Here is a 21194-nt window from a genome sequence, read left to right on the forward strand (position 1 = left end):
AGAACATAAGCTAATACAACTGACTCGACTTCTAAAGTTGCTCCATTCTTTATTCAAACAACTCATCCACAACATGTTTTAAAATCTCGTAAGACTGAATTTCCTTGCTCAGTTCGTAAATATTAGACAACACAATTAATTCATCTGCTTGATACATTTGTTGGAATTCAATTAGTTCGCGACGAATTGTTTCTGAATCACCCATGATTGTATACCCCAGTCGACTATGGAGAATTTCTAATTCAAACTGTGATAACGATTCTAGGAAGTTTTCAGTGGGTGGAATAAGCTTACTTAAATTATTTGTGTAAATATCAATATACACCTGCAAATGACTTGCAGAAATAAAAGATGCCTCTTCCATAGATTCTGCTGCAATCACATTAATACAAGCGATCACATAAGGCTCTTGTAAATAAGAAGACGGTTGGAAATTTTCTCGATAGATAGCGAGTGCTTCTTCCATCGCATGAGGTGAAAATTGAGCGCCAAATGCATAGGGCAAACCAAGCTTTGCAGCAATTTCCGCTGAATCCGTTGAGGATCCTAATACAAATACAGGCACATGCGTTCCAATACCCGGATAAGCGCGAACCTCTCCCTGCACACTCTTATCCCCAACAAAACGCAAAATATCATTTACTTCTCTTTCAAAGAAAAACACGCCATTATGGTTGGAACGACGAATCACATCGGCCGTTTTTTGATCCGTTCCAGGTGCGCGTCCTAATGCCAAATCTACACGATTTGGATATAATGTTTCAAGTGTTCCAAATTGCTCCGCTACGACTAATGGGGAATGATTTGGCAACATAATACCCCCTGAACCTACGCGAATGTCCTTTGTATTTGCTAATATATGTTGTACAATTGATACGGTTGCTGCACTTGCATAAGCGTCGTGATTATGGTGCTCTGCAAACCAAATCCGTTTATAGCCCATATGATCTACAGCTTTAGCTAATGACACTGCAGAATCAATCCCTTGTTTCATGGTTTCTCCTTGTCTTAATGGAGCAACTGATAAAACAGATATATCAAATTTTTTCATAATTTCACCTCTAAAAATAATGAACTTATACAACATCAATGGAAAAACATTTTAAATAAATGTCTCATATAAAATGATGTACATTCCTCTTTTGATTTGTATGCAAATAAATATATACTTTCTCAATCGATCAATACATAGGGAAAGTAAAGTGATTTCACCATTTCACTTTATTTTTAAAGTTTTAAGCAAACATAAAAAAATTGTACAGCGAACAAACTATGTAAAATACATCTTATTTTTTCAGAAAGGATACAAGAAAATGATTGATGAAACAGATAAAAAAATACTCGATGAGCTGTCTAAAAATAGTCGCCTTACAATGAAAAAATTAGGGGAAAAAGTACATCTCACTGCACCAGCAACCGCATCAAGAGTAGTAAAGTTATTAGACAATGGCATAATAAAAGGATGTAGTATTGAAGTGAATCAAGTGAAATTAGGCTTCTCTATACATGCTTTTCTTAATATTTATATCGAAAAAATCCATCATCAGCCTTATTTAGCTTTTATAGAAACACAAGGTAACTATGTCATAAACAATTATAAAGTTAGTGGAGATGGTTGCTATTTGCTTGAATGTAAATTTCCCTCAAACGAGGTATTAGATCAATTTTTAAATGACTTAAACAAACATGCAAACTATAAAGTGTCGATTGTTATTGGTAAATAGTTAACTTTATAAAACGGAGATGTGTGGTCATATAACACGATATATATCTGCTCTAAAAAAGCCCTAGTTTGGATATGAAATTTACCAAGCTAGGGCTTTTTTTATACATATGGAACTGCAGCTGCTGGCTATGTTAAATGTACTCTCTCCCAGATCTTCATTGTAATTTGGCTATTATGACATACTTTCTCTATCATTTTTTATCTGTATTTGAACGTTAATTCCTTTCGAAAATAAAGTCAAAGAGTTAAAACACTTTTTTTTATCTATGTATTTGAACACTGCTGATATTATACACTTAACTCTGTCGAAGTAAGACAAATAAAAAAGAAAGTGAGTTGTAAATATGAATATTACACAAATTCGAAATGCAACAATTGTTGTAAATTACGCAAATAAAAAATTTTTAATAGATCCTATGTTAGCAGAGAAAGGTACGTACGCGACTTTCCCTGAAACGATCAGACAAGATCTATATAATCCTTTGGTGAGTTTGCCAACATCAATTGATAACATTCTGGATGGCGTAGATGCAGTCATTGTTACTCATCTACACCTAGATCACTTTGATGATGTTGCAAAAAATGTATTGCCAAAAAACATCAAAATGTTTGTTCAAAATGAAGCAGATGCAAAAGAAGTAAAATCAAGTGGTTTCAAAAATGTAGAAGTACTACAACAAGACACTGTTTTTGAAGGGATCCAATTAGTAAAAACAAATGGTGAACATGGTAGAGGAGAAGAGTTATTAAACTTAATGGGTGATGTTTGTGGATTAGTATTCAAGCACCCAAGTGAAAAAGTTTTATATGTAGCTGGGGATACAGTTTGGTATGATGCTATCGAAGACGAAATTCATACACATCAACCAGAAATCATTGTGGTTAATGGTGGAGACAATCAAATATTAAAATTAGGTTCACTCATTATGGGAAAAGAAGACATCTATGAAGTTCACAAGGCTGCTCCTCATGCTAAGATTATATCTGTTCATATGGAAGCTGTTAACCATTGGACACTATCTAGGGAAGAATTAAAAGACTTTAGTAAAGAAAAAGGATTCTCAAGTAATATTTTAGTACCAGAAGATGGCGAGTCTTACACATTTTAATATGAACACCGACAAATAAATAGAAGAAGCTCATAATTATAAAAACTAATCATGAGCTTCTTCTAATAATGAATATATTAAATTTAAATATATCGAAAATCCTAAATATACGTAATAACAAAAATGGAATGTTCCAATGATGACAAAAAAACTTGAAAAGCAACAAAGATGTGTCGTTAGGAGGTAGAATTCATGGTAATGACAAAAAAAGATACAAATATATCAACACAGCAGCCTGTTTGGTTACAAAGTTATATTGATTCACCAGAAAAACAAAACCAACTTTATAAAAAAACATTAAAAATCTTGATTTTTTCACAAATCTTTGGGGGAGCAGGACTTGGTGCTGGGATAACAGTTGGGGCGCTTCTTGCACAAGATATGATAGGATCGGAAAATGTAGCAGGAATTCCAACTGCCCTCTTTACTTTTGGATCTGCCGTAGCTGCCTTACTTATAGGAGCATCCTCACAGCGTTTTGGCCGAAGAGCCGGACTTGCAGGTGGTTTCCTTATAGGTGGATTAGGTGCTATAGGTGTGATAATTGCGGCTTTAATCAACAGCGTTGCCCTATTATTTGTTTCCCTTCTTATTTATGGAGCAGGGATGGCTTCTAATCTTCAAGTTCGGTATGCTGGGACAGACCTTGCAAATGAGAAACAACGGGCAACTGCTGCAAGTATGGCGTTAGTTTCTACTACTTTAGGAGCTGTAGTAGGTCCTAACTTAGTTAATACAATGGGGGAATTTGCAGATTCAATTGGTGTTCCCAATTTAGCTGGTCCGTTTATCATGTCAGGAGCAGCTTTTATAATTGCTGGATTTATTCTCTTCATTTTTCTTCGTCCAGATCCGCTGTTTGTATCAACAGCTATTGCGAATGCTGAGAAAAAAGACGATAAAGTACAGATAGGAGGAAGTCTGAAAAATCCTGCTATAAACAAAAAAGGAATAATGGTAGGAGCTGTAATTATGATTTTAGCTCAACTAATCATGACAGCTATTATGACAATGACACCAGTTCACATGGGACATCACGGTCATGGTTTGAGCGAAGTGGGATTAGTTATAGGGCTCCATATTGCAGCGATGTATCTTCCTTCACCATTGACTGGTTTATTAGTAGATAAGTTTGGTCGGACTACTATGGCTATTGCTTCAGGTGCTACACTTCTTGCCGCTGGATTGGTGGCAGCTATTGCACCGGCAGACTCATTATCATTGCTAATCCTAGCACTAGTATTACTAGGGGTAGGTTGGAACTTTGGTTTACTAACGGGAACTGCCCTCATTATAGATTCAACGCATCCATCTCTACGTGCAAAAACACAAGGAACATTCGATGTCTTAGTAGCACTATCAGGAGCAGCGGGTGGAGCCTTGTCAGGAATGGTTGTTGCACATTCTAGTTATACAATACTATCAATTTCTGGAGCCGTTTTATCATTGTTACTTATTCCAGTAGTTATTTGGTATTTTAAAGGGAATCTGGAAAAAGCATAAGCTTATATAACTTGCTATACATTTAAAGAACCTAATTAGACACTTGTCAATTTATTGTAGCAGGAAACCCTGATCGATTCTTTATTTTCATGAACAAGGAAATTTAATGCTCTCTAATGAATATTATCGTATGAGCATTGAAGCAAGACGAAAAATGAAAAAAAGGGGAGATTATTAAAGAAAATCAGCCGGATTCTATTGGCAGAAGTGATTTTAAGTAGTGCATTTTCAATAACTTATTTGCAAAGTGATCATAGTACAGAAGTCAAAGTTGCTGCAGATAGGGTAGGCGCATGAGGGTACTAAAAAGGCTTAATCTTTTTTAAAAGGTTAAGCCTTTTTTGGGCTATAAATGTAATCGGTGCCCAATTAGTGCCCTGAATTCATGAAAAATGATAAAATAAGTGTAAATAAAGTTGCTATTGGAATCAATTCATTATCGTAAAAGCAATAATAACCAATCGGCGAAGAAAGGATAATCAGTCAAATGAAAACATTAGTTATCGTTATACACCCTAATTTGGAAACGTCTGTTGTCAACAAAACCTGGATGAATCGTTTAAAGCAAGAGAATGACATTACGGTTCATGACCTGTACGGTGAATACCCTAATTTTATCATTGATGTAGAAAAAGAGCAGCAGCTCCTGTTAGATCATGAGCGTATCGTTTTTCAGTTCCCAATGTATTGGTACAGCAGTCCCGCGTTACTCAAACAATGGGAAGATGATGTGTTAACACATGGCTGGGCTTATGGAACTGGAGGAACTAAATTGCATGGAAAAGAACTACTCTTAGCTATCTCCTTAGGCGCAAAGGAATCTGATTATCAAGCAGGCGGAGAATATAATATCACGATCAGCGAGCTTATCAGACCGTTTCAAGTTACTGCTAACTATATAGGAATGCGTTTTCTTCCTACGTTTACACAATATGGGACACTTCACCTTTCAAAAGAAGATGTTAAGAACAGTGCGGAGAAATTGGTTGACTATCTTAAAGCTGAGCATTGATCCGGTATTCGCGAGGGAAGCTGAAACAAATTATGTGTTGTAAAAATAAGGGTTTGTGATAGATTTTAATCAAACTTTATTTCAAAGTTACATCGAATACTGAGTGCAGGGGGGCATAGAGCCAAGGGCTTAAAATTAATTACAGCAGGGCAATGAGTACATATTGCTTGATGAAATGTAGAGTTCCGTTGGTCTCTAATAGGTGCCCAATTTGTGCCCAGAATTCATAAAAAATGATGAAAATAGGTGTAAATAAAATAAACAGATGCTTTGATTAAAAGCTTTTGTAACCCATGATAGGTTTTTACTAGGTTGAGGGACTCGATTTATACGAAGATGCCAAATCATATTGGTGTCTTTTTTACTTTAGATTAATTAAATCTCCTTTAAGAGTTCATGACTTGCCACCAATTTCAGGTCTTAACCACACTGAATGTTATGTTCTCTTAGAGCCTTCGCAAAATGAAAAGACAGACAATTAAATGATCTGCCTCAACAAGGTATTTTTTTTCAACTACATCTCAAGAATGGAATGAAATAACTTACTCAAAATCATTCCAATTATCTAAGTAACGATATAATGTTGTTTTACTGATGCCCGTTTCTTTGGTGATTTGCTGAATGGTGTATTGTTTGCTTTGATACATCTCCATAGCACGGCGGACATTATGGTCAGGTTTTCTCGGACGCCCTGTATTTTTCCCCTTTAATTTTGCCTCTTGAATTCCAATCTTTGTATTTTCACTAATAATATCAAATTGAAATTCGCTGACTCTTTCTAAAAAATCAAAGAAAATGGAGCCACCTTTTATGGAGGTGTCCACTTTATCTAAAACTGAAATAAAGTCGATTTGTTTTGTTTTAAAGAATTGAATGATATCAATTAGGTTTTTTGTAGAATCCGCAATGCTGTATAACTTGTAAACAATCACAGTATCTCCGAGATTTAAACTATTACATAATAACTCAAATTCTGGTCTGTTTTTTGCTGAATTTGTTTGTTCAATATATATCTTTGCGCAGTTGAATTCTTTAAGTGCGGCTAGCTGTTTTGTTACATCCTGATCTTGACTAAACGGACGTGCATATCCAAAAATCAAATCATCAACCCCTGATGAATTTTGTATATTTTATTATAACAAAATAAGATGGCTAGCGCAGAGTACACTGGTGGTTCCAAAAACGATCTATTTTGGTACAAAAAATCGTAGACATTTGAATTCTTGTTTGTTACATTTTAAATAGTTACAAACGGCCCTGACTTCTATGAGAGTTAGAAGTCAACAAAAAATAATCATAAAGAGGTGTACTGTATTTTATGTTAAAAAAATTAAATATGGAGTGGTTCTCAAATATAAAAGGGGACTTATTAGCTGGTATTGTCGTTGCTTTAGCATTAATACCTGAAGCCATTGGTTTTTCCATTATTGCAGGTGTTGATCCTATGGTAGGATTGTATGCTTCATTTTGTATTGCTGTAGTGATTTCTTTTGCGGGCGGCAGGCCTGCTATGATTTCTGCGGCTACAGGGGCTATGGCTTTGTTAATGGGAACGTTGGTAAAGGATCATGGATTACAGTATCTGTTTGCTGCTACGATCCTGACGGGTATCATCCAAATCATATTTGGGGTTCTGAAAGTGGCGCGATTAATGAAATTTGTACCTCGTTCGGTTATGGTAGGTTTTGTTAATGCGCTGGCCATTTTAATTTTCATGGCACAAGTTCCTCATTTTGTTGGAATATCTGGTATGACATATGTGTTTGTCGGCATAACATTAGTCATTATTTATTTGTTCCCGTTTATTACAAAGGCTGTTCCAAGTCCTTTAATAGCGATTGTATTTCTTACGGTTGTTTCTATTTGGGGTCACTTTAATGTTCAAACAGTTGGAGATTTAGGAACAATCAAACAGGCTTTGCCGAGCTTTTTGATTCCCGATGTTCCATTAAACTTTGAGACGCTGTCAATTATCTTCCCGACTTCTATTGCTCTAGCTGTTGTTGGTCTGCTTGAGTCACTGTTGACGTCTTCAATTGTAGATGACATGACAGACACAGAAAGTAATAAAAACAGAGAGAGTCGAGGGCAAGGCACTGCCAATATCGTTGCTGGATTTTTCGGCGGTATGGCTGGATGTGCGATGATTGGTCAATCTGTTATCAACGTAAAATCTGGAGGAAGAGGCAGTCTCTCAACCTTTACGGCTGGTGTGTTCCTCATGTTTTTAATACTCGTTTTAGGTGAATGGGTTGTTCAAGTTCCTATGCCTGCACTGGTTGGCGTTATGATTATGGTTTCAATTGGAACATTCGATTGGTCTTCGCTCCGAACGCTCAGAAAAGTCCCACTTACTGATACAGTTGTCATGATTGTTACTGTGATTACAGTTGTAGCAACAGATAACTTATCCATTGGTGTAATAGTAGGAGTCATATTAAGTGCCATATTCTTTGCTTCTAAAATTTCAAGAGTAAGGGTTGATATCTCTTCTGTTTCAGATAAAGAAGTTGTTTATGACATTAAGGGTCAAGTGTTCTTTGCTTCTGTTCAAGATTTTGTGAATTCATTTTCATATGAAGATGTAAAAGAGCGTATCGTGATGAACTTTTCCGAGGCACATATTTGGGATGATTCAGGTGTAGCCGCAGTGGATAAAGTTGTCTTGAAGTTCAAAGAACATCATGCAGATGTTAAATTGGTTGGCTTAAACGAGTCAAGCCACAATTTGATTGAAAAGCTTGCTACTTACAAAAATCCGAACGCACAGCCGTCAGGTCACTAAGGGGAAGGTGAAGGGGTATGTATAAAAATATCTTGTTGGCAGCTGATGGATCAGAACATTCTATTCGATCAGCAGAACATGCAATCCGTATAGCAAAACTGGTACCTGATTCAAGAGTGGAAATCATTTATGTTAAGGACTTTTCAAAAGCAAAAAGTGAAGTGCTCCATACTTCAAGTACTGAAGAATTGGAAATGGAAAGACGTAAGAAGTTAGACCCGGTTATAAAAAAATTTGATCAAGCTGGTGTACAACATGATTTAATCATGAAACATGGAGAACCAGGACCCACAATTGTCTCTTATGCAAATGAAAATCACTTTGATATGCTCATAGTAGGAAGCAGGGGATTGAATTCATTACAGGAGATGGTGTTGGGCAGTGTAAGCCATAAAGTTGCTAAACGTGTGAACTGTCCTGTGCTGATCGTAAAGTAATTGTTGAACAAGTCGATTAAGAATAAATCGGCTTGTTTTTTTGTGTGGTTATTTTAGTAGACATGTCACCAATGATATGTCATGTAACTTTCTGATGATGAAAAAAACTACTCCATTTTTACTCCACAATATGAATAAATCATTGTAAAACAACATAATCAAAATAAATAAACACTGATATATAAAGGTTTTATAATAGAGAACACAGATTCACTTTATTGAGGGCCTAGTGGGTGAATAACCCGCGGAGGTTCAAGTCCTCTCGGCCGCATCCCAATAATACCAAGGGTTTAAACACCTTTGGTATTTTTTTATACAGAAATTACAGCTATGAGAGAAGACTTGCTCACCAAAACTTATCACAGACTTATTCTCAATGAATTATGCCGATCGATCACTAAAAATATTTAAAATTATGATGAATATGCTGTCCAGTCGTTGCGATGTCAATTTATTGTAGCAGGCAATTTGATTGATTCTTTGGAGTTTGAAATGGCTTTACAGCGATTTTTAAAAGCTTTAGGTATTGCAGAGGATATAAAGGTTGATCATTTGGTTGGTATGTCTCACATGAATATTGGAATTTGTTATGAGGAATTAAAAAATTAAGATAATGCTGCTATTCATTTAGATTTATCGATTAAAATTTTTGAAAAACGTGAACACAGCTTTTTAACGAAAGCTTTATTTGCTATGGCTCATGTTGAGGCGAAAAGAAATAATTTTAATGTTGCTCAGAAATATTATTTGCAGGGTAAATAGATAGCTAAAAAGAATAGGGATAAGGAATACACAGCAAAATATAAAATTTTGGAAGGACTTTATTTTTCGAATGGTGAATAACATTGCGGACAGAAAAATGTTTGCTGACGTTGAAAATTTTGCTACCGAAATCGGGCACTATTTTCATCATCGGGGAAATTTAAAGCTATCAAATGAGTATTATCGTATTAGTATTGAGGCGAGACGAAAAATAAAGATCAGCCGAATTCTATTGACAGTAATGGTATTAAATAGCATCTTAACATCTACTCATTTTGTAGATACCGACAGTGCTTCTAATGGTGGTTTCAGAATTGCCGCAGCTCGAGTTGGTGCATAAAGAGGAAGAGCGTCAAAACTTTTCCTCTTTTATTTGGATGGAATACCGAAATTTCCTTTTGAAAAAATTTATTTTTTAGCAAATCCCTGTTTATTTAAATACTCAAGCATGAAGGGGAGTTTGCTTCTTTCGAGATGGTCCTCAATATGATCTTTCCATCCCTTTACTTTTTTCACTGTGAAAGGCGCTTTAATAGGACGATTCTGGTAATAATCACGCATCTGGCTATCATAGGTTGCTAATTTTTCCTTATCTAGCGATTGATAGTGATTATCAAACATGACCATTGATTGAGGCAAACGTGGTTTTAGTCCAGGTTTCTCTTCAGCAGGATGACCTATGCATAGCCCCACTAAAGGAATCACATGTTTTGATAAATGTAATACCTCAGTTAGTTCGGTAATATTAAGTCTTATTCCACCGATATATACACCACCGAGTCCCATTGATTCGGCTGCAGTCAAAGCATTTTGAGCCATTAGCCCAGCATCAAATGTACCTATTAAAAGGTATTCAATATACTCAAGGTCTACATTGGGAGCAATTTGATGATTTCGGTTAAAATCTGCACAAAAAATCCAAAACTCTGCTGCCTCTTCAATATAAGGCTGATTCCCAGAAAGCTCCATCACTTTTTTTCGAAGATCTAGATCTGTAATTCTAATGATAGAAACAGCCTGAAGAAGGCTGAAAGATGAAGTTTGATTAGCTGCCTTAAAAATTGCTTCTCGTTGTTCCTTTGTGAGTGGTTGATCTGTAAAAGACCGAATGGAAGTATGATTACAAAGTAATTCAATTGTATTATTCATATTGACATTCTTCCTTTCTTAAATATTAGATTCAAGCTGATTAAGTTTGATTAGGTTATTTGTAAAAAATAATGTAACTTGTATACAATATGATAAAATCATCACTCTAATTTATGAAGAGGGCAATTTAAATTGCCGTAGTACATTTTTTTGTACTTATTAATAGGAAAGAGTTCTAAATTATGTAAAGGTTTTTTAAAAGAAAATAACATAAAAGAAAAACACAAAGTATGTGAGGGAGCATCGGGAAAATGCAGATTTATAACATTGAGAAATCTCCAATAAAAAAGCTGATTCCTCTGTATTAAAATAGAGAAATTGGGCTTTTTCATTACTCTCTTAATGTTCTAAGTTCGAACGCTTTTCTTCCAGCTTCTGAAGGGATTGTTCTTAAATGTCTGACACTGGATTTGAATTCAATAAATTCCTCACTTTTCACATTTAGTATTGCTTGTTTTGTAGCCTCACTTGCTGGGTTCGTAACAAAAACGAAAGATAAAATAGAAATAAAATTAAAAAATAAACAAGTTATAAGTTGACGTTGTCTCCTGCTTAGGATTTAGTGCTGTAATCATAGAAGGTCTCTTAATAAAAAAGGAATTATCCCTATGGCTATAGGTATAATTCCTTTTTCGAATAAATAGGTTATTTACTTTCTACTTATTATTTCACTCAGGTTTCTCCCCGAATTTTTTGCCGAAGTTCTCCATCAAATCAATTATTGGGATAAATTCACGCCCTTTAGTTGTTAATGAATATTCAACACGTGGAGGTACCTCAGGAAAAACCTCTCGCTTAATTAATCCATCTGTTTCTAGTTCTCTCAACTGTTTTGTTAGAGAACCTTGTGAAATGTCCCATAAAAAAGCTTTAATTTCGCTATAACGACGTTCTTTTGTTTTTAAAAACCAAAGAATAATATACTTCCAGCGTCCTGAAAGCATATTTTGGGCATAGGCAATACCATATACTTCTCTTTGTTCCTTTATATACTCTTTGTCAAATCCATCCTTACATATTCTAGACATCTTTTCACCTGCTTTCTACTGTTAAGTACAAAAAAATGTACTACGGCAATTTTTATTGCCTACTTTAAAAAGATGAGAAATGGTTTTATTCTAGTATATGTAAAAGAAATATTCAATACTCCACACGTTTTTTATAGCTAATGATTATATGCTTATGATTTGGTAAACATACAATTGTCTAACTTTAAGCAAAATTATACCTTTATATACAAATTCTTCAGGAGGGAAAATAGTGAAATTCGGAATTATAGGTGCAGGATCAATTGGCTCAATTATTTCTAAAAAATTAGTTAAGAATGGGCATGATGTCAAAATTGCAGATGCAAGGGGAATTGAATATTTAGAAGGAAAAGAGTTGGCTGGAACACCGATGCGCGTAGAGGATGCAATTAAAAATATTGATGTTCTTATAATATCTCTTCCTACAAAAGCAATGCCAAGCATTCGGAACATTATCGATCAAGTCGGAGAGGAAGTAATCATTGTAGATACTTCAAATTACTATCCTTTTAGAGATGACAAAATTGAAGAAATCGAGAACGGGATAGTTGAAAGTGTTTGGGTTTCAAATCAATTAGGCAGACCTGTCATTAAAGCGTTCAACAACTTATTAGCCTATACTTTAGAAAACGAAGGAACATCCGCAAATTCTAGTGAACGAATTGCGATGGCGGTTGCTGGTAATGACGCATCACAAAAACAAGTAGTCATTGATGTAGTATCCGAGTTAGGCTTCGATGCAGTAGACAGTGGTTCTTTAAGTGACTCTTGGAGACAGCAGCCAGGAACTCCTGCTTACTGTACAGAGCTAACAAAAGATGAACTCACAAAAGCGTTGAGAAAGGCGAATAAAGAAAAAGCACCATTACTACGCGACAAAGTGATGGAAATACTTGCAGAGAAAAAGGATGTTGAATTTTCACACAAGTATGTTGTGAATCTAAACAGAGAAATATACAATTCATAAATCAAGAGGTGCACTCAGTTAGAGCGCACCTTTTTGTATATCATGTATGTCCACAAATTTACATAAATATGTTTGCTTCTTTCTTTTTTCGCCAAAGCTTTTTCCTGAGTATGCAGCTTTTTATTTCGCTTTTAAATTAAATTCTTCTCTGACAGATTTGGCTCACCAATTTTTAACCATAATTGATATAAACGTATAGAAATGATAGCAAGTGAATATAAGGAGTGTAATGATAATAAGCTTTCATAACCAGTGATATGGATTTACTATGTTGAGGGCGTAGTGGTGAATAACCCGTGAAGGTTCAAGTCCTCTCGGCCGCATTAATGATACCAATGGTTTCTGACTACTTTGGTAATTTTTGCAATTGTCCACTGCCCATGAACTGCCCACTTGACTAAGAACGCGCGGGGATGGCGAATATGAAACGGTGGGAATTGCACCGGAAGTGGAACGATTTAGGGCGGTATTTGACCAAGTGAACATTATCACCCGATTGCACCACTCTAACCATCTTTTGCACCATCCAATATCGTGAAATGCACCACTGAATCACAAGTTGCACCACCGTATATAAAAAAGCCACCAATCATCATTCAAACACGGAGATTGGTGGCTTCTTAAAGTGGAAATTATCAATCTCAGGCTTAAGGGGTTGATTATCATCAGTCTGTAAGAAACTATTGTCTAATCCTTCATCCATGGCTGAGCCTCGTTCCTCGACCTTTCCTTATGAAAAATCCTTTTTATATTGGACGGTTAGGTGAATTCCAGCAGCTAAAAATGCCAGCGCATATTTGTACAAGAAAAAGATGGTCCACATATCATCTTTAGGAAAAATCATGTCACATAGAATAATTACCAACAGCATATAGGAACTGCTTTTCAAATAGATTTTATTTGTCCGTTCGTCGTCTTGCCCAATCTTTTTATAAAATACATAGACAAAAACCGCACTACCCATAACCAGTAAAAAACCAACGCCAATGAGAATATTCCAATTTCCCGTAGATTGTTCAGCCCAGGACTTTAAAGTGGAAAAAATTTCGTTTTGGAAATCTGAGAAAAACTTACTTATCATTTTGATCATTTCCTTTCATATAAGTAAAAATATCGTTTACATCAACATTAAAAAATTCGGCAATTCGAAAAGCTAATAGCAGAGTCGGAACATAATTTCCTTTTTCCATTACGAAGATGGTTTGTTTGGAAACCCCGACTTTCTCTGCTAATTCTTGCTGAGACATTCGGGCAAGTACACGATATTCATAAACCTTATTTGATATCGAATCACCAAAATCTTTCTTCATGACCATCACCTCTTGAATCAAATTATAAAATCACTTTTAACAAAAGTAAAGTGAACTTATACAAAAGTATAAAATAACTTTATGTTTGCTTAGATTACTTTGATTTAACAAGGGAGAATGCAGAAGAACCTGACGAAAATCATGATTCCGTCAGGTTCACATATCAATCTGGTTAATTTATGGTTTTTGGTGATGCATTTTATGATATTCAGTGCGTAAAAAACGGTTAGAGTGGTACAAGCGGGTGATAATATTCAATGTAGCGTTCAGTGGTCTGAGTAAGGTGCCCGATTAATGCCCAGAATTCATAATAAACCATGAAAATTTAATCACCTTTGATATTATTTTTTTGCGAAAAATACGGCAACAAATGTACCGCATTGTGGAGCCTGCAAGTGTATCTGGCATTAAAAAAGTGCTGACCTCTGCACAAAACCTTTGCGCGAGTCTGCACTTTTATTCTGCAAGATACACTGCCCCTTATCATCGATTATGGGGAGTTTATTTAATCCGCTCTTAGCCGCACTGATGCTTGGCTTTTAGAAGCTTTTTTTAAGTGGCTAAAACCAACAAATTTTTTGCCTTCTTCATCCCATAGGCGGAACTTTAACGACTTAAGACTTGTTGCCAGTGTGATGGTCGGAACGTTTTGCAATGGTTCAGTGCTGTTATGTACTTCTTCAAGCTTATAGTTTGGGACTCTCGGGCTTAAATGATGAACATGATGGAAACCGATATTGCCTGTTAGCCATTGCATGATTTTGGGAAGCTTATAAAAAGAGCTTCCTTCCACTGCTGCTTTTACATATTCCCAATGCTTATCTTCTTCAAAATAAGAATCCTCAAACGTATGCTGAATATAAAACATCCAAATTCCGAGGGATCCCGATACCATAAAAATTGGCGCTTGAACCAGCAGGAAGTTTTGCCAGCCGATAGCCCAACATAAAAGTGCTGCCAAAGCGACGATCCCCAGGTTCGTTACATACGTATTCATCCGTTCTTTGTATTTTGCCCCTTTACGATTAAAACGATTGGTAATCCCGAAGACGTAAATCGGCCCAATAACAAACATAACAAACGGATTTCTGTACAAACGGTACATGATTTTCGTCTTCGTTGAGGCTTCCTTATATTCCTCAACAGTCAGTACCCAAATATCGCCTGTACCCCGTTTGTCCAGGTTGCTGCTTGTCGCATGATGGACAGAATGGTCGTGTGCCCAATGATCAAAAGGATGCAGAGTCAGAATTCCTGTTATTGTTCCAAGGATTCGATTCGCCTTTCTGTTCTTAAAAAAGGAATAGTGGCAGCAATCATGAAAGATGATGAAGGTTCTCACTAAAAAACCCGCCGCAACGACAGAAATCGCTAATGTAAGGAAATAAGAAATCGACAAGCTCTTATATGCCAAACACCATAACAGGAAAAATGGTGCCAATGTGTTAATGATTTGACAAATACTTTTTTGTAAATCGGACTTTTCATAAGGTGTAACCAGTTTTCTCAAAGTCCTTAAGTTTTGTTCCTTCATTCTTTAAAGTTTCCCCTTCCCTGATGTTCTTATTTTAAGTATAGAAAACGTTTTATGACCTTTGAAGTCTCAGCTGTCATACTCCATATATGATAAGTATCATTCCCATCCCTATGTTAAATTATTGGAAATGAGAAGCTGATTTCCAGCTCAACTAAATCTTTATTAGCAGGGCCAGCCGGGATACAAATGGTGTATGAAGATTATACCCAGCTCTTTATAAGGCCAAACGCTCTCCCTGCTTCCCTATGGGAATCGGTTTATTTAGACCGTAAACATTGATTGTTTGAGGAACAAACATGACAAGTAAGGAAATACTACCGCAAAAATGGATTGATTTTTGAGTGTCAAAATAAGGAGAGCTAGAAGACCATTAATATTGAGCTCGAATTTCCGAGTTTCTTAATGAAAAAGCCTTTGGAAAGGGGTAATGAAGAAAAGGAAGATGATTTGAGGTCAAGTTTTATATTTTTATGAACATCTTGGCAAATGGGCATATACCATGAGTGACCGTTTGGAAACACCTGCAGAAACAAAGCTTTCCCAGTGAACAGCCCAGCTTTTAAAAGAATATCTTGCGCTTGAACAAGAAACAGCTGAGTGTTTTAAATCGATCTTTAACAATCAATAATGAAGTACGATTAAGCAAAGAAAAAGGTTTGAAGACACTCGTGATTCATTTTCACGGTGTTTTCAAACCACAGTGATGAATAGGATTTTTATTCTGCGCTGGCATCCACATGTTTAACAAATAATGCCGTGAATAAAATGATAATATTAATTTGTATTTATTTCCGTTTCGTGTTATGATTAAGAAGAATTATTTTTGTTCGGTGTAAAGGATAGTATGAATATTGACTTTTCGTCTTGATGATACTTTGGGCAGGGATAGTAATACAATGTGCGGTAACGCACTAGGAGGCAACAAAAATGGAACAAGGTACAGTTAAATGGTTTAATGCAGAAAAAGGTTTTGGCTTTATCGAACGTGAAAATGGAGACGACGTATTCGTACACTTCTCTGCAATCCAAGGTGACGGATTCAAATCTTTAGACGAAGGTCAAAAAGTAACGTTTGACGTTGAGCAAGGTGCTCGTGGAGCTCAAGCTGCTAACGTTCAAAAAGCTTCTTAATCTTAAATCGTTCTATAGAAACAGGCTCTTTATATAGGGCCTGTTTTTTTATGTTCTCTTATAATAATCAATAAAAAAACCCTACTCAACGTTCGAGTAGGGAGATGTTACAAGGTAATAGCAAAAGATTTAACGCTTCAAAGGTTTGTTTACAGTATAACATACTGGATTGACAATATGCGGAATGTATATAAATTATTTATTTTTTATTTCGACTATATTCTTTCTTTTTGGCTAACCTGCCCGTTAATTTAAGTACAAGAGTTCACAATCTCAAGTCCTGCGAACCATTTGATTGAAAGTTTATCTTTTCTTTTCCTGTTCCAAAAGCTTGGCAGCCGTAGTTCGGGACCAATACTATGTAGCGAGGAAACAAAAAATATCTACGAAATTCAAAAAATGGCCAACATAAATGTGTCGTATGCCATCCGCCAAAAGCGTTACACTAAACGCAGTACCGATTCCTAGTTGGCGTTATTTTTATTTTAAAAGTAATCCATGATAATTCCTACACCCTCCTTTTTAAATTCATTACCAGCAGTAAACAAAAAGGATCATTCCTTTTCTTCGTTCATTCAACAATTTTTATGTATTGTTGATTAATTAAAATACAGCTGGTTCATCTACAAGAATTCCACCAACTTCAATTTTTTCATAAGACTGATTCTTATTAGAAGCAGGCTTCTTTAACTCGTTACTTAATTCTTACGTTGGCTCTTATTATGTTAAATGAATTATAAATCATTTTTTATTGTTGACCATATATTTAGATGTTACCAACTCGTGTATTTCTTTTATGAAAAGAAGATAAACAATTCCTATTGGCTGTCGCAGTGGATATAAGAAATTCTTAAAGATAGAGGGGAGATTGATTGATTTTTTCTGGAAATAATCACTTAGATATACCTAAAACAATGAAAGCCCTACCTCTCTTTCATCCTTACGGCTCCTTGTCCGTGCCAGTGTGAATCAGGTACTAAAATCAAGTGACTATTTGATAAACTTCAAATGTTCGTTGAAGAAATTTAAATAATAAAAATGGATTCGATTGTAGGAATAACAAAAGAGGTTAATGTTCTAAAAGTAAGTTAAAAAAGTTGAACGTCTTTGAAAGGATTTACTTTTAATCGTCATACTAACAAAAAATTCAGAATGTTTTCAGGGTGTAATATTAACCTTAACAGAAACTTTTTATTTGATTTTCAGTAATTCCTTTAATTACTTCCAGTTCACTGATCAAAAATTCATATGCATGATCCAACATTTTTTTTTCGCTTGCATTAAGTGCTTTTTCTTTCTTCATACGCATTAAATCACGTACAACTTCAGCGCCGTCTTGTATTTCACCCGTTTTTATTTTGTTCGTGTTTACTTTATACCTTTGTTTCCACGGCAGTAACCTATCTGATTCTCCATGCTGAAAAATGTGTATAATGTGTTTTAATGCAAGTATATCAGTAACTGGTCGTATACTTGAACTCGATATTTTACGCGTTGGAATCATAACTTTCATATTACTGATTGACATTTTTATGACATAATACTGTTGTTTTTCCTCTAAGAATTCTTTTTCTTCTATGGCTTCAATTATACCTGCTCCGTGCATTGGATAAACAATGTTATCGCCAATTTGAAACATATCATCCACCTCCGTATATGGTAACCTTCTTAAGCTTACCATACATGGAGGTGGATAATCAAAATATTTAATAATAACATGATAATATTTTTGTTGTCAATAACTTTTTTTAGTAAATCAGATCAAGCAAAAACAATACGGAACGTGTATGATTTCCAATAAAGGAAAGGTCAATTGGTCCGTGTATATCCTGAAACCTCGACTCATTAACATAGATCAGTTTTTCATTTTAGCTATGAGACTTCTTCGGCTTTGTCAATTCGAAACTATGTTGCACCATATCACCTAGAATTTCTTTCGAGAGGGCACCATCTAAAATAATGGTATTCCAGTGGTCTTTATTCATATGATAACCGGGTTTCACTTCCTTATAGATGCTGCGCAGAAAATTGGCGCGCTCAGGTTCGCATTTAAGATTGATGCATAGATGACCATCTAGATGAAAGATAAGCGCAAACAACTTTTTATTACCTTTGTGACGCATCACAGTCCATCCTTCACCAAAAGGATAGTCTTTATAGGTGTCTGGATAAGACAGGCAGTAATCCATTATTTCATTCAGAGTCATAATAAGCCACCGCCATTATAATTTATGAGTATAGATAAATGAGCCAATGATTCCTAGATCATTATATATCAAAGTAAAATCTGTTTTAATCGTTTTGACTATTAGGTGTTAATATAAGAACGTCATGTAGCTACTTCTGTATGATTTGAATGAGGTTGCCGCATGTATCGTCGAAGACAGCTATTGTGACTTCTCCCATTTTTGTCGGCTCCATCGTGAACTTCACGCCTTTTTCCATTAATTGTGTGTACTCTTTTTGAATATCTGTAACGCCAAACATTGTTGCTGGGAAGCCCTCGGCGAATATCTTCTTTTGATACTCCTTAGCGGCAGGATGTTCATTTGGTTCGAGTAAAAGTTCGGTTCCATCTTGATCATCTTGAGAAACAAGTGTTATCCACCTGAATTTCCCCATAGGAACGTCTTCCTTTTTTACAAACCCCAGCTTTTCTGTATAAAACTCCAGTGCCTTGTCTTGGTCTTGTACGAATATACTGGTAACAATGATTTTCATACTGTTTTTGCCTCCTTTGATATTTATGACGCATGATACTGGCTGCAAGCAAAACAACCCACACATTTGTCAGAAGTCCTGTTCCGGCTTTTTTCAAAGTGTCTTATGTATATTATATGAAACAAACGTATTTCTCCAAAAATTTTGCAAATCGTGCACTCAACATTTTTGGAGTGTAAGAAACTGTCCAAATTATACGTTGTCCATTTATTGTAGCAGGAAACCTGATTGATTTTTTAAATTATGAAAGAGCCTAGGAACAATTTTTGAATTCTTTGGAAGCTGCAAAGAAAAACGTAAAGCATTGCAAAGTCACATATGAATATAATGTGGTTATTTACCAATATGTAAATTTATGCATTAATAGTAAGTGGTGATAAATATTATTGGTAGCTGCGTTTTGACTGCCTATTTTTTCATTGAATAATATAAAATGGTTATGAAATGGAAAAAGGCAGAATACCCGTTTACAGGCACATTTATAAAAAAAGGAGTCATAACGATGTTAAAAAGGTTTTTTCTGGTTTTACTTACACTGATGATGTCTATAGTTGTTATACTAGTGGCTGCTAAAGATTCCCCTGGAGATAATGTCATTTCATTTGATGAGCCTATGATCTTAATGATATCAATTGGGATAGTTGTATTTTTATTCATCCCTCCATTAGCCATGTCCTTTTTTGGCAACATGGTTGTAAGAATAATATCTGGAGTATATCAATGTTTTATCGTTTTAACTTTTCTGGGGATGATTCCAATTGGATTTCTTATTCCCAATGGCTTTTTGACAATTCTTGTTTCTGTTTTAGGAACGTTAGTCAGCATAATTAGTGTTGTAGTAACCTTATTAATTGATAGGAATAAAGAGGTTAAATCTTAATATAATAGTTGCTTTTATTGAAAAGCTTTATCCCTAATGTTGAGGAAAGAGGCCTTCCCATTTATCAGTGACACCAACATGATCGTGATAAAAAGCTTCTTTATTAAGCTTAATCTATGAATGCATAATAAAGACGGAACCTATATAATTGCTGATAGGAGAATAAAACAAATACCGTGATGTCAAAAATACCAATTAAGGGGAAGGGGATGAAAAAAAATCAAGAGTGTGATATCTAAATGAGTGAAGAGCCTAAAAAATTGTTAGAGGAAAGTACGATCAAACCGGTGAAGCTAACGTGATGAAAAAGCAAACTGTTTGGAAAAGAGGGGGGTCCTGATGACAAATAGCAGAACGAATCCTAAGGTTGATGAATTTTTAAGTAAAGCTGAAAAGTGGAAAGAAGAATATGAGCGGTTGAGAAATATCGTTCTTGACTGTGAGCTGACTGAAGAATTTAAGTGGATGCATCCTTGTTATACGTTTCATAAAAAAAACGTCGTTTTAATACATGGATTTAAAGAATATTGTGCGCTTCTGTTTCACAAAGGCGCCTTGTTACAGGATCCTCATGGGATTCTCATCCAACAAACGGAGAATGTACAGGCGGCGCGCCAGATTCGGTTCACCAATGTTCAGGAAATAGCTGAAATGGAACCCATCTTGAAAACCTATATTGATGAAGCCATTGAAGTTGAAAAAGCCGGTTTGGAAGTGAATGTTAAAAAGAATACGGAATACATCATTCCAGAAGAACTTCAGCATAAATTCGATGAAATCCCTGCCTTGAAAACGGCTTTTGAAGCATTGACCCCGGGACGGCAAAGAGCATACATTCTTTATTTTTCTCAGGCCAAACAATCCAAAACTCGAGAGTCAAGGGTTGAAAAATATATGAAGAAAATTCTCGATGGAAAGGGATTAAAGGATTAGGATATTCGCCAGGAAGGCATTTTGCTAAGTGAGATTTCTATGAATCTGTCATACAAGAAGCATTGAAGGATGAAGGCAACCGTGATACCAAGAATTTTGAGTCCCTTGGTATTTCTTGTGTCAGCATAAAATACAGAGGGGCGGTTCAATGTATGAAAGAACCGTCCCTTATTTTATTTGCATTTTCGTTTGAAGAAAACGATT

Annotated in this window: 23 protein-coding genes and 3 pseudogenes; 16 read left to right on the top strand and 10 right to left on the bottom strand. The window is 35.5% G+C overall.

From position 1 onward, the window contains the following. Positions 1 to 49: 49 nt before the first annotated feature. Positions 50 to 1051 (bottom strand): LLM class flavin-dependent oxidoreductase, encoded by a 1002-nt coding sequence (locus UJ203_RS19045; RefSeq protein ID WP_305934877.1) that lies wholly within the window; start codon positions 1049 to 1051, stop codon positions 50 to 52. A 262-nt stretch (positions 1052 to 1313) separates the two neighbouring features. Here UJ203_RS19045 and lrpA point away from each other — a divergent pair, with 262 nt between their 5' ends. The 6 genes and pseudogenes from lrpA (at position 1314) to UJ203_RS19070 (ending at position 5350) form a co-directional block, all read left to right on the top strand. Then, entirely contained in the window at positions 1314 to 1724 is a 411-nt protein-coding gene (gene lrpA / locus UJ203_RS19050; RefSeq protein ID WP_041521128.1) for a transcriptional regulator LrpA, read from the top strand. 346 nt (positions 1725 to 2070) lie between these two features. Continuing rightward, positions 2071 to 2835: an MBL fold metallo-hydrolase gene (locus tag UJ203_RS19055; RefSeq protein WP_305934876.1), complete on the top strand. Its 765-nt coding sequence runs from the start codon at positions 2071 to 2073 to the stop codon at positions 2833 to 2835. A gap of 192 nt (positions 2836 to 3027) precedes the next feature. Continuing rightward, the gene (locus UJ203_RS19060) at positions 3028 to 4338 is read left to right on the top strand and encodes an MFS transporter (RefSeq protein WP_305934875.1); all 1311 of its coding nucleotides are present in this window, start codon (positions 3028 to 3030) and stop codon (positions 4336 to 4338) included. 82 nt (positions 4339 to 4420) lie between these two features. Beyond that, a pseudogene (locus UJ203_RS20960) lies at positions 4421 to 4559 on the top strand (tetratricopeptide repeat protein); the annotation flags it as partial. Next, positions 4522 to 4635, top strand: a complete 114-nt coding sequence (locus UJ203_RS19065) for a phosphatase (RefSeq protein ID WP_305934902.1) — start codon at positions 4522 to 4524, stop codon at positions 4633 to 4635. The pseudogene UJ203_RS20960 and the gene UJ203_RS19065, both read left to right, overlap by 38 nt. A 190-nt stretch (positions 4636 to 4825) precedes the next feature. After that, on the top strand, positions 4826 to 5350 hold the full coding sequence (locus UJ203_RS19070) for an NAD(P)H-dependent oxidoreductase (protein ID WP_305934874.1): 525 nt from the start codon (positions 4826 to 4828) through the stop codon (positions 5348 to 5350). Between the two features lie 542 nt (positions 5351 to 5892). Here the strand turns inward: UJ203_RS19070 and UJ203_RS19075 are convergent. Then, positions 5893 to 6450 carry a recombinase family protein gene (locus tag UJ203_RS19075; RefSeq protein WP_305934873.1) on the bottom strand — a complete coding sequence of 186 codons (558 nt, stop codon included), beginning with the start codon at positions 6448 to 6450 and terminating at the stop codon, positions 5893 to 5895. Between the two features lie 218 nt (positions 6451 to 6668). Between UJ203_RS19075 and UJ203_RS19080 the strand changes: the two genes are divergently transcribed. From UJ203_RS19080 to UJ203_RS19090, 3 genes are all read left to right on the top strand, one after another. Beyond that, entirely contained in the window at positions 6669 to 8135 is a 1467-nt protein-coding gene (locus UJ203_RS19080) for a SulP family inorganic anion transporter (RefSeq protein WP_322013244.1), read from the top strand. Positions 8136 to 8152: 17 nt separating this feature from the next. After that, the gene (locus UJ203_RS19085) at positions 8153 to 8572 is read left to right on the top strand and encodes a universal stress protein (RefSeq protein WP_202853918.1); all 420 of its coding nucleotides are present in this window, start codon (positions 8153 to 8155) and stop codon (positions 8570 to 8572) included. 832 nt (positions 8573 to 9404) lie between these two features. Further along, entirely contained in the window at positions 9405 to 9674 is a 270-nt protein-coding gene (locus UJ203_RS19090; RefSeq protein ID WP_305934872.1) for a hypothetical protein, read from the top strand. A 68-nt stretch (positions 9675 to 9742) separates the two neighbouring features. Here the strand turns inward: UJ203_RS19090 and nfsA are convergent, their stop codons facing one another. Together nfsA and UJ203_RS19100 are read right to left on the bottom strand one after the other, a co-directional pair. Beyond that, positions 9743 to 10483: an oxygen-insensitive NADPH nitroreductase gene (nfsA, locus tag UJ203_RS19095; RefSeq protein WP_305934871.1), complete on the bottom strand. Its 741-nt coding sequence runs from the start codon at positions 10481 to 10483 to the stop codon at positions 9743 to 9745. Between the two features lie 668 nt (positions 10484 to 11151). Beyond that, positions 11152 to 11511: a winged helix-turn-helix transcriptional regulator gene (locus UJ203_RS19100; protein ID WP_305934870.1), complete on the bottom strand. Its 360-nt coding sequence runs from the start codon at positions 11509 to 11511 to the stop codon at positions 11152 to 11154. Positions 11512 to 11743: 232 nt separating this feature from the next. Between UJ203_RS19100 and UJ203_RS19105 the strand changes: the two genes are divergently transcribed. Beyond that, the gene (locus UJ203_RS19105; RefSeq protein WP_322013251.1) at positions 11744 to 12478 is read left to right on the top strand and encodes an NADPH-dependent F420 reductase; all 735 of its coding nucleotides are present in this window, start codon (positions 11744 to 11746) and stop codon (positions 12476 to 12478) included. A 409-nt stretch (positions 12479 to 12887) separates the two neighbouring features. Beyond that, a pseudogene (locus UJ203_RS20965) lies at positions 12888 to 12977 on the top strand (hypothetical protein); the annotation flags it as partial. 231 nt (positions 12978 to 13208) lie between these two features. On the opposite strand, the gene UJ203_RS19110 reads toward UJ203_RS20965, so the two are convergent. The 3 genes from UJ203_RS19110 to UJ203_RS19120 form a co-directional block, all read right to left on the bottom strand. After that, positions 13209 to 13559 (bottom strand): DUF2178 domain-containing protein, encoded by a 351-nt coding sequence (locus tag UJ203_RS19110; protein WP_322013253.1) that lies wholly within the window; start codon positions 13557 to 13559, stop codon positions 13209 to 13211. Next, on the bottom strand, positions 13549 to 13788 hold the full coding sequence (locus UJ203_RS19115; RefSeq protein WP_305934867.1) for a helix-turn-helix transcriptional regulator: 240 nt from the start codon (positions 13786 to 13788) through the stop codon (positions 13549 to 13551). The genes UJ203_RS19110 and UJ203_RS19115 overlap by 11 nt, the downstream gene beginning before the upstream one ends. A 505-nt stretch (positions 13789 to 14293) precedes the next feature. Next, complete coding sequence (locus UJ203_RS19120) at positions 14294 to 15322, bottom strand: fatty acid desaturase (RefSeq protein WP_322013256.1); 1029 nt, start codon at positions 15320 to 15322, stop codon at positions 14294 to 14296. A 183-nt stretch (positions 15323 to 15505) separates the two neighbouring features. Between UJ203_RS19120 and UJ203_RS20970 the strand changes: the two genes are divergently transcribed. Together UJ203_RS20970 and cspC are read left to right on the top strand one after the other, a co-directional pair. Next, positions 15506 to 15604 (top strand): molecular chaperone TorD family protein, encoded by a 99-nt coding sequence (locus UJ203_RS20970; protein ID WP_415859198.1) that lies wholly within the window; start codon positions 15506 to 15508, stop codon positions 15602 to 15604. A 648-nt stretch (positions 15605 to 16252) separates the two neighbouring features. Beyond that, positions 16253 to 16456: a cold shock protein CspC gene (gene cspC / locus UJ203_RS19125; protein WP_010333137.1), complete on the top strand. Its 204-nt coding sequence runs from the start codon at positions 16253 to 16255 to the stop codon at positions 16454 to 16456. 1177 nt (positions 16457 to 17633) lie between these two features. Here the strand turns inward: cspC and UJ203_RS19130 are convergent. From UJ203_RS19130 to UJ203_RS19140, 3 genes are all read right to left on the bottom strand, one after another. After that, on the bottom strand, positions 17634 to 18095 hold the full coding sequence (locus tag UJ203_RS19130; protein WP_105991449.1) for a CarD family transcriptional regulator: 462 nt from the start codon (positions 18093 to 18095) through the stop codon (positions 17634 to 17636). Between the two features lie 229 nt (positions 18096 to 18324). Further along, a complete protein-coding gene (locus UJ203_RS19135) occupies positions 18325 to 18663 on the bottom strand; it encodes an MmcQ/YjbR family DNA-binding protein (protein ID WP_322013260.1) in 339 nt (112 codons plus the stop codon). 130 nt (positions 18664 to 18793) lie between these two features. Continuing rightward, positions 18794 to 19177: a VOC family protein gene (locus UJ203_RS19140; protein ID WP_105955139.1), complete on the bottom strand. Its 384-nt coding sequence runs from the start codon at positions 19175 to 19177 to the stop codon at positions 18794 to 18796. Positions 19178 to 19266: 89 nt separating this feature from the next. On the opposite strand from UJ203_RS19140, the pseudogene UJ203_RS19145 reads away from it, so the two are divergent. The 3 genes and pseudogenes from UJ203_RS19145 to UJ203_RS19155 all read left to right on the top strand — a co-directional run. Then, positions 19267 to 19515 (top strand): annotated as a pseudogene (locus UJ203_RS19145) (tetratricopeptide repeat protein); the annotation flags it as partial. Between the two features lie 164 nt (positions 19516 to 19679). Then, positions 19680 to 20057, top strand: a complete 378-nt coding sequence (locus UJ203_RS19150) for a hypothetical protein (RefSeq protein ID WP_105955138.1) — start codon at positions 19680 to 19682, stop codon at positions 20055 to 20057. Between the two features lie 339 nt (positions 20058 to 20396). Further along, on the top strand, positions 20397 to 20990 hold the full coding sequence (locus UJ203_RS19155) for a YdeI/OmpD-associated family protein (RefSeq protein ID WP_248339689.1): 594 nt from the start codon (positions 20397 to 20399) through the stop codon (positions 20988 to 20990). Positions 20991 to 21194: the final 204 nt, after the last annotated feature.

The sequence above is a fragment of the Bacillus sp. V26 genome (genome assembly GCF_034296245.1).
Classification (GTDB): Bacteria; Bacillota; Bacilli; order Bacillales; family Bacillaceae; genus Bacillus; species Bacillus halotolerans.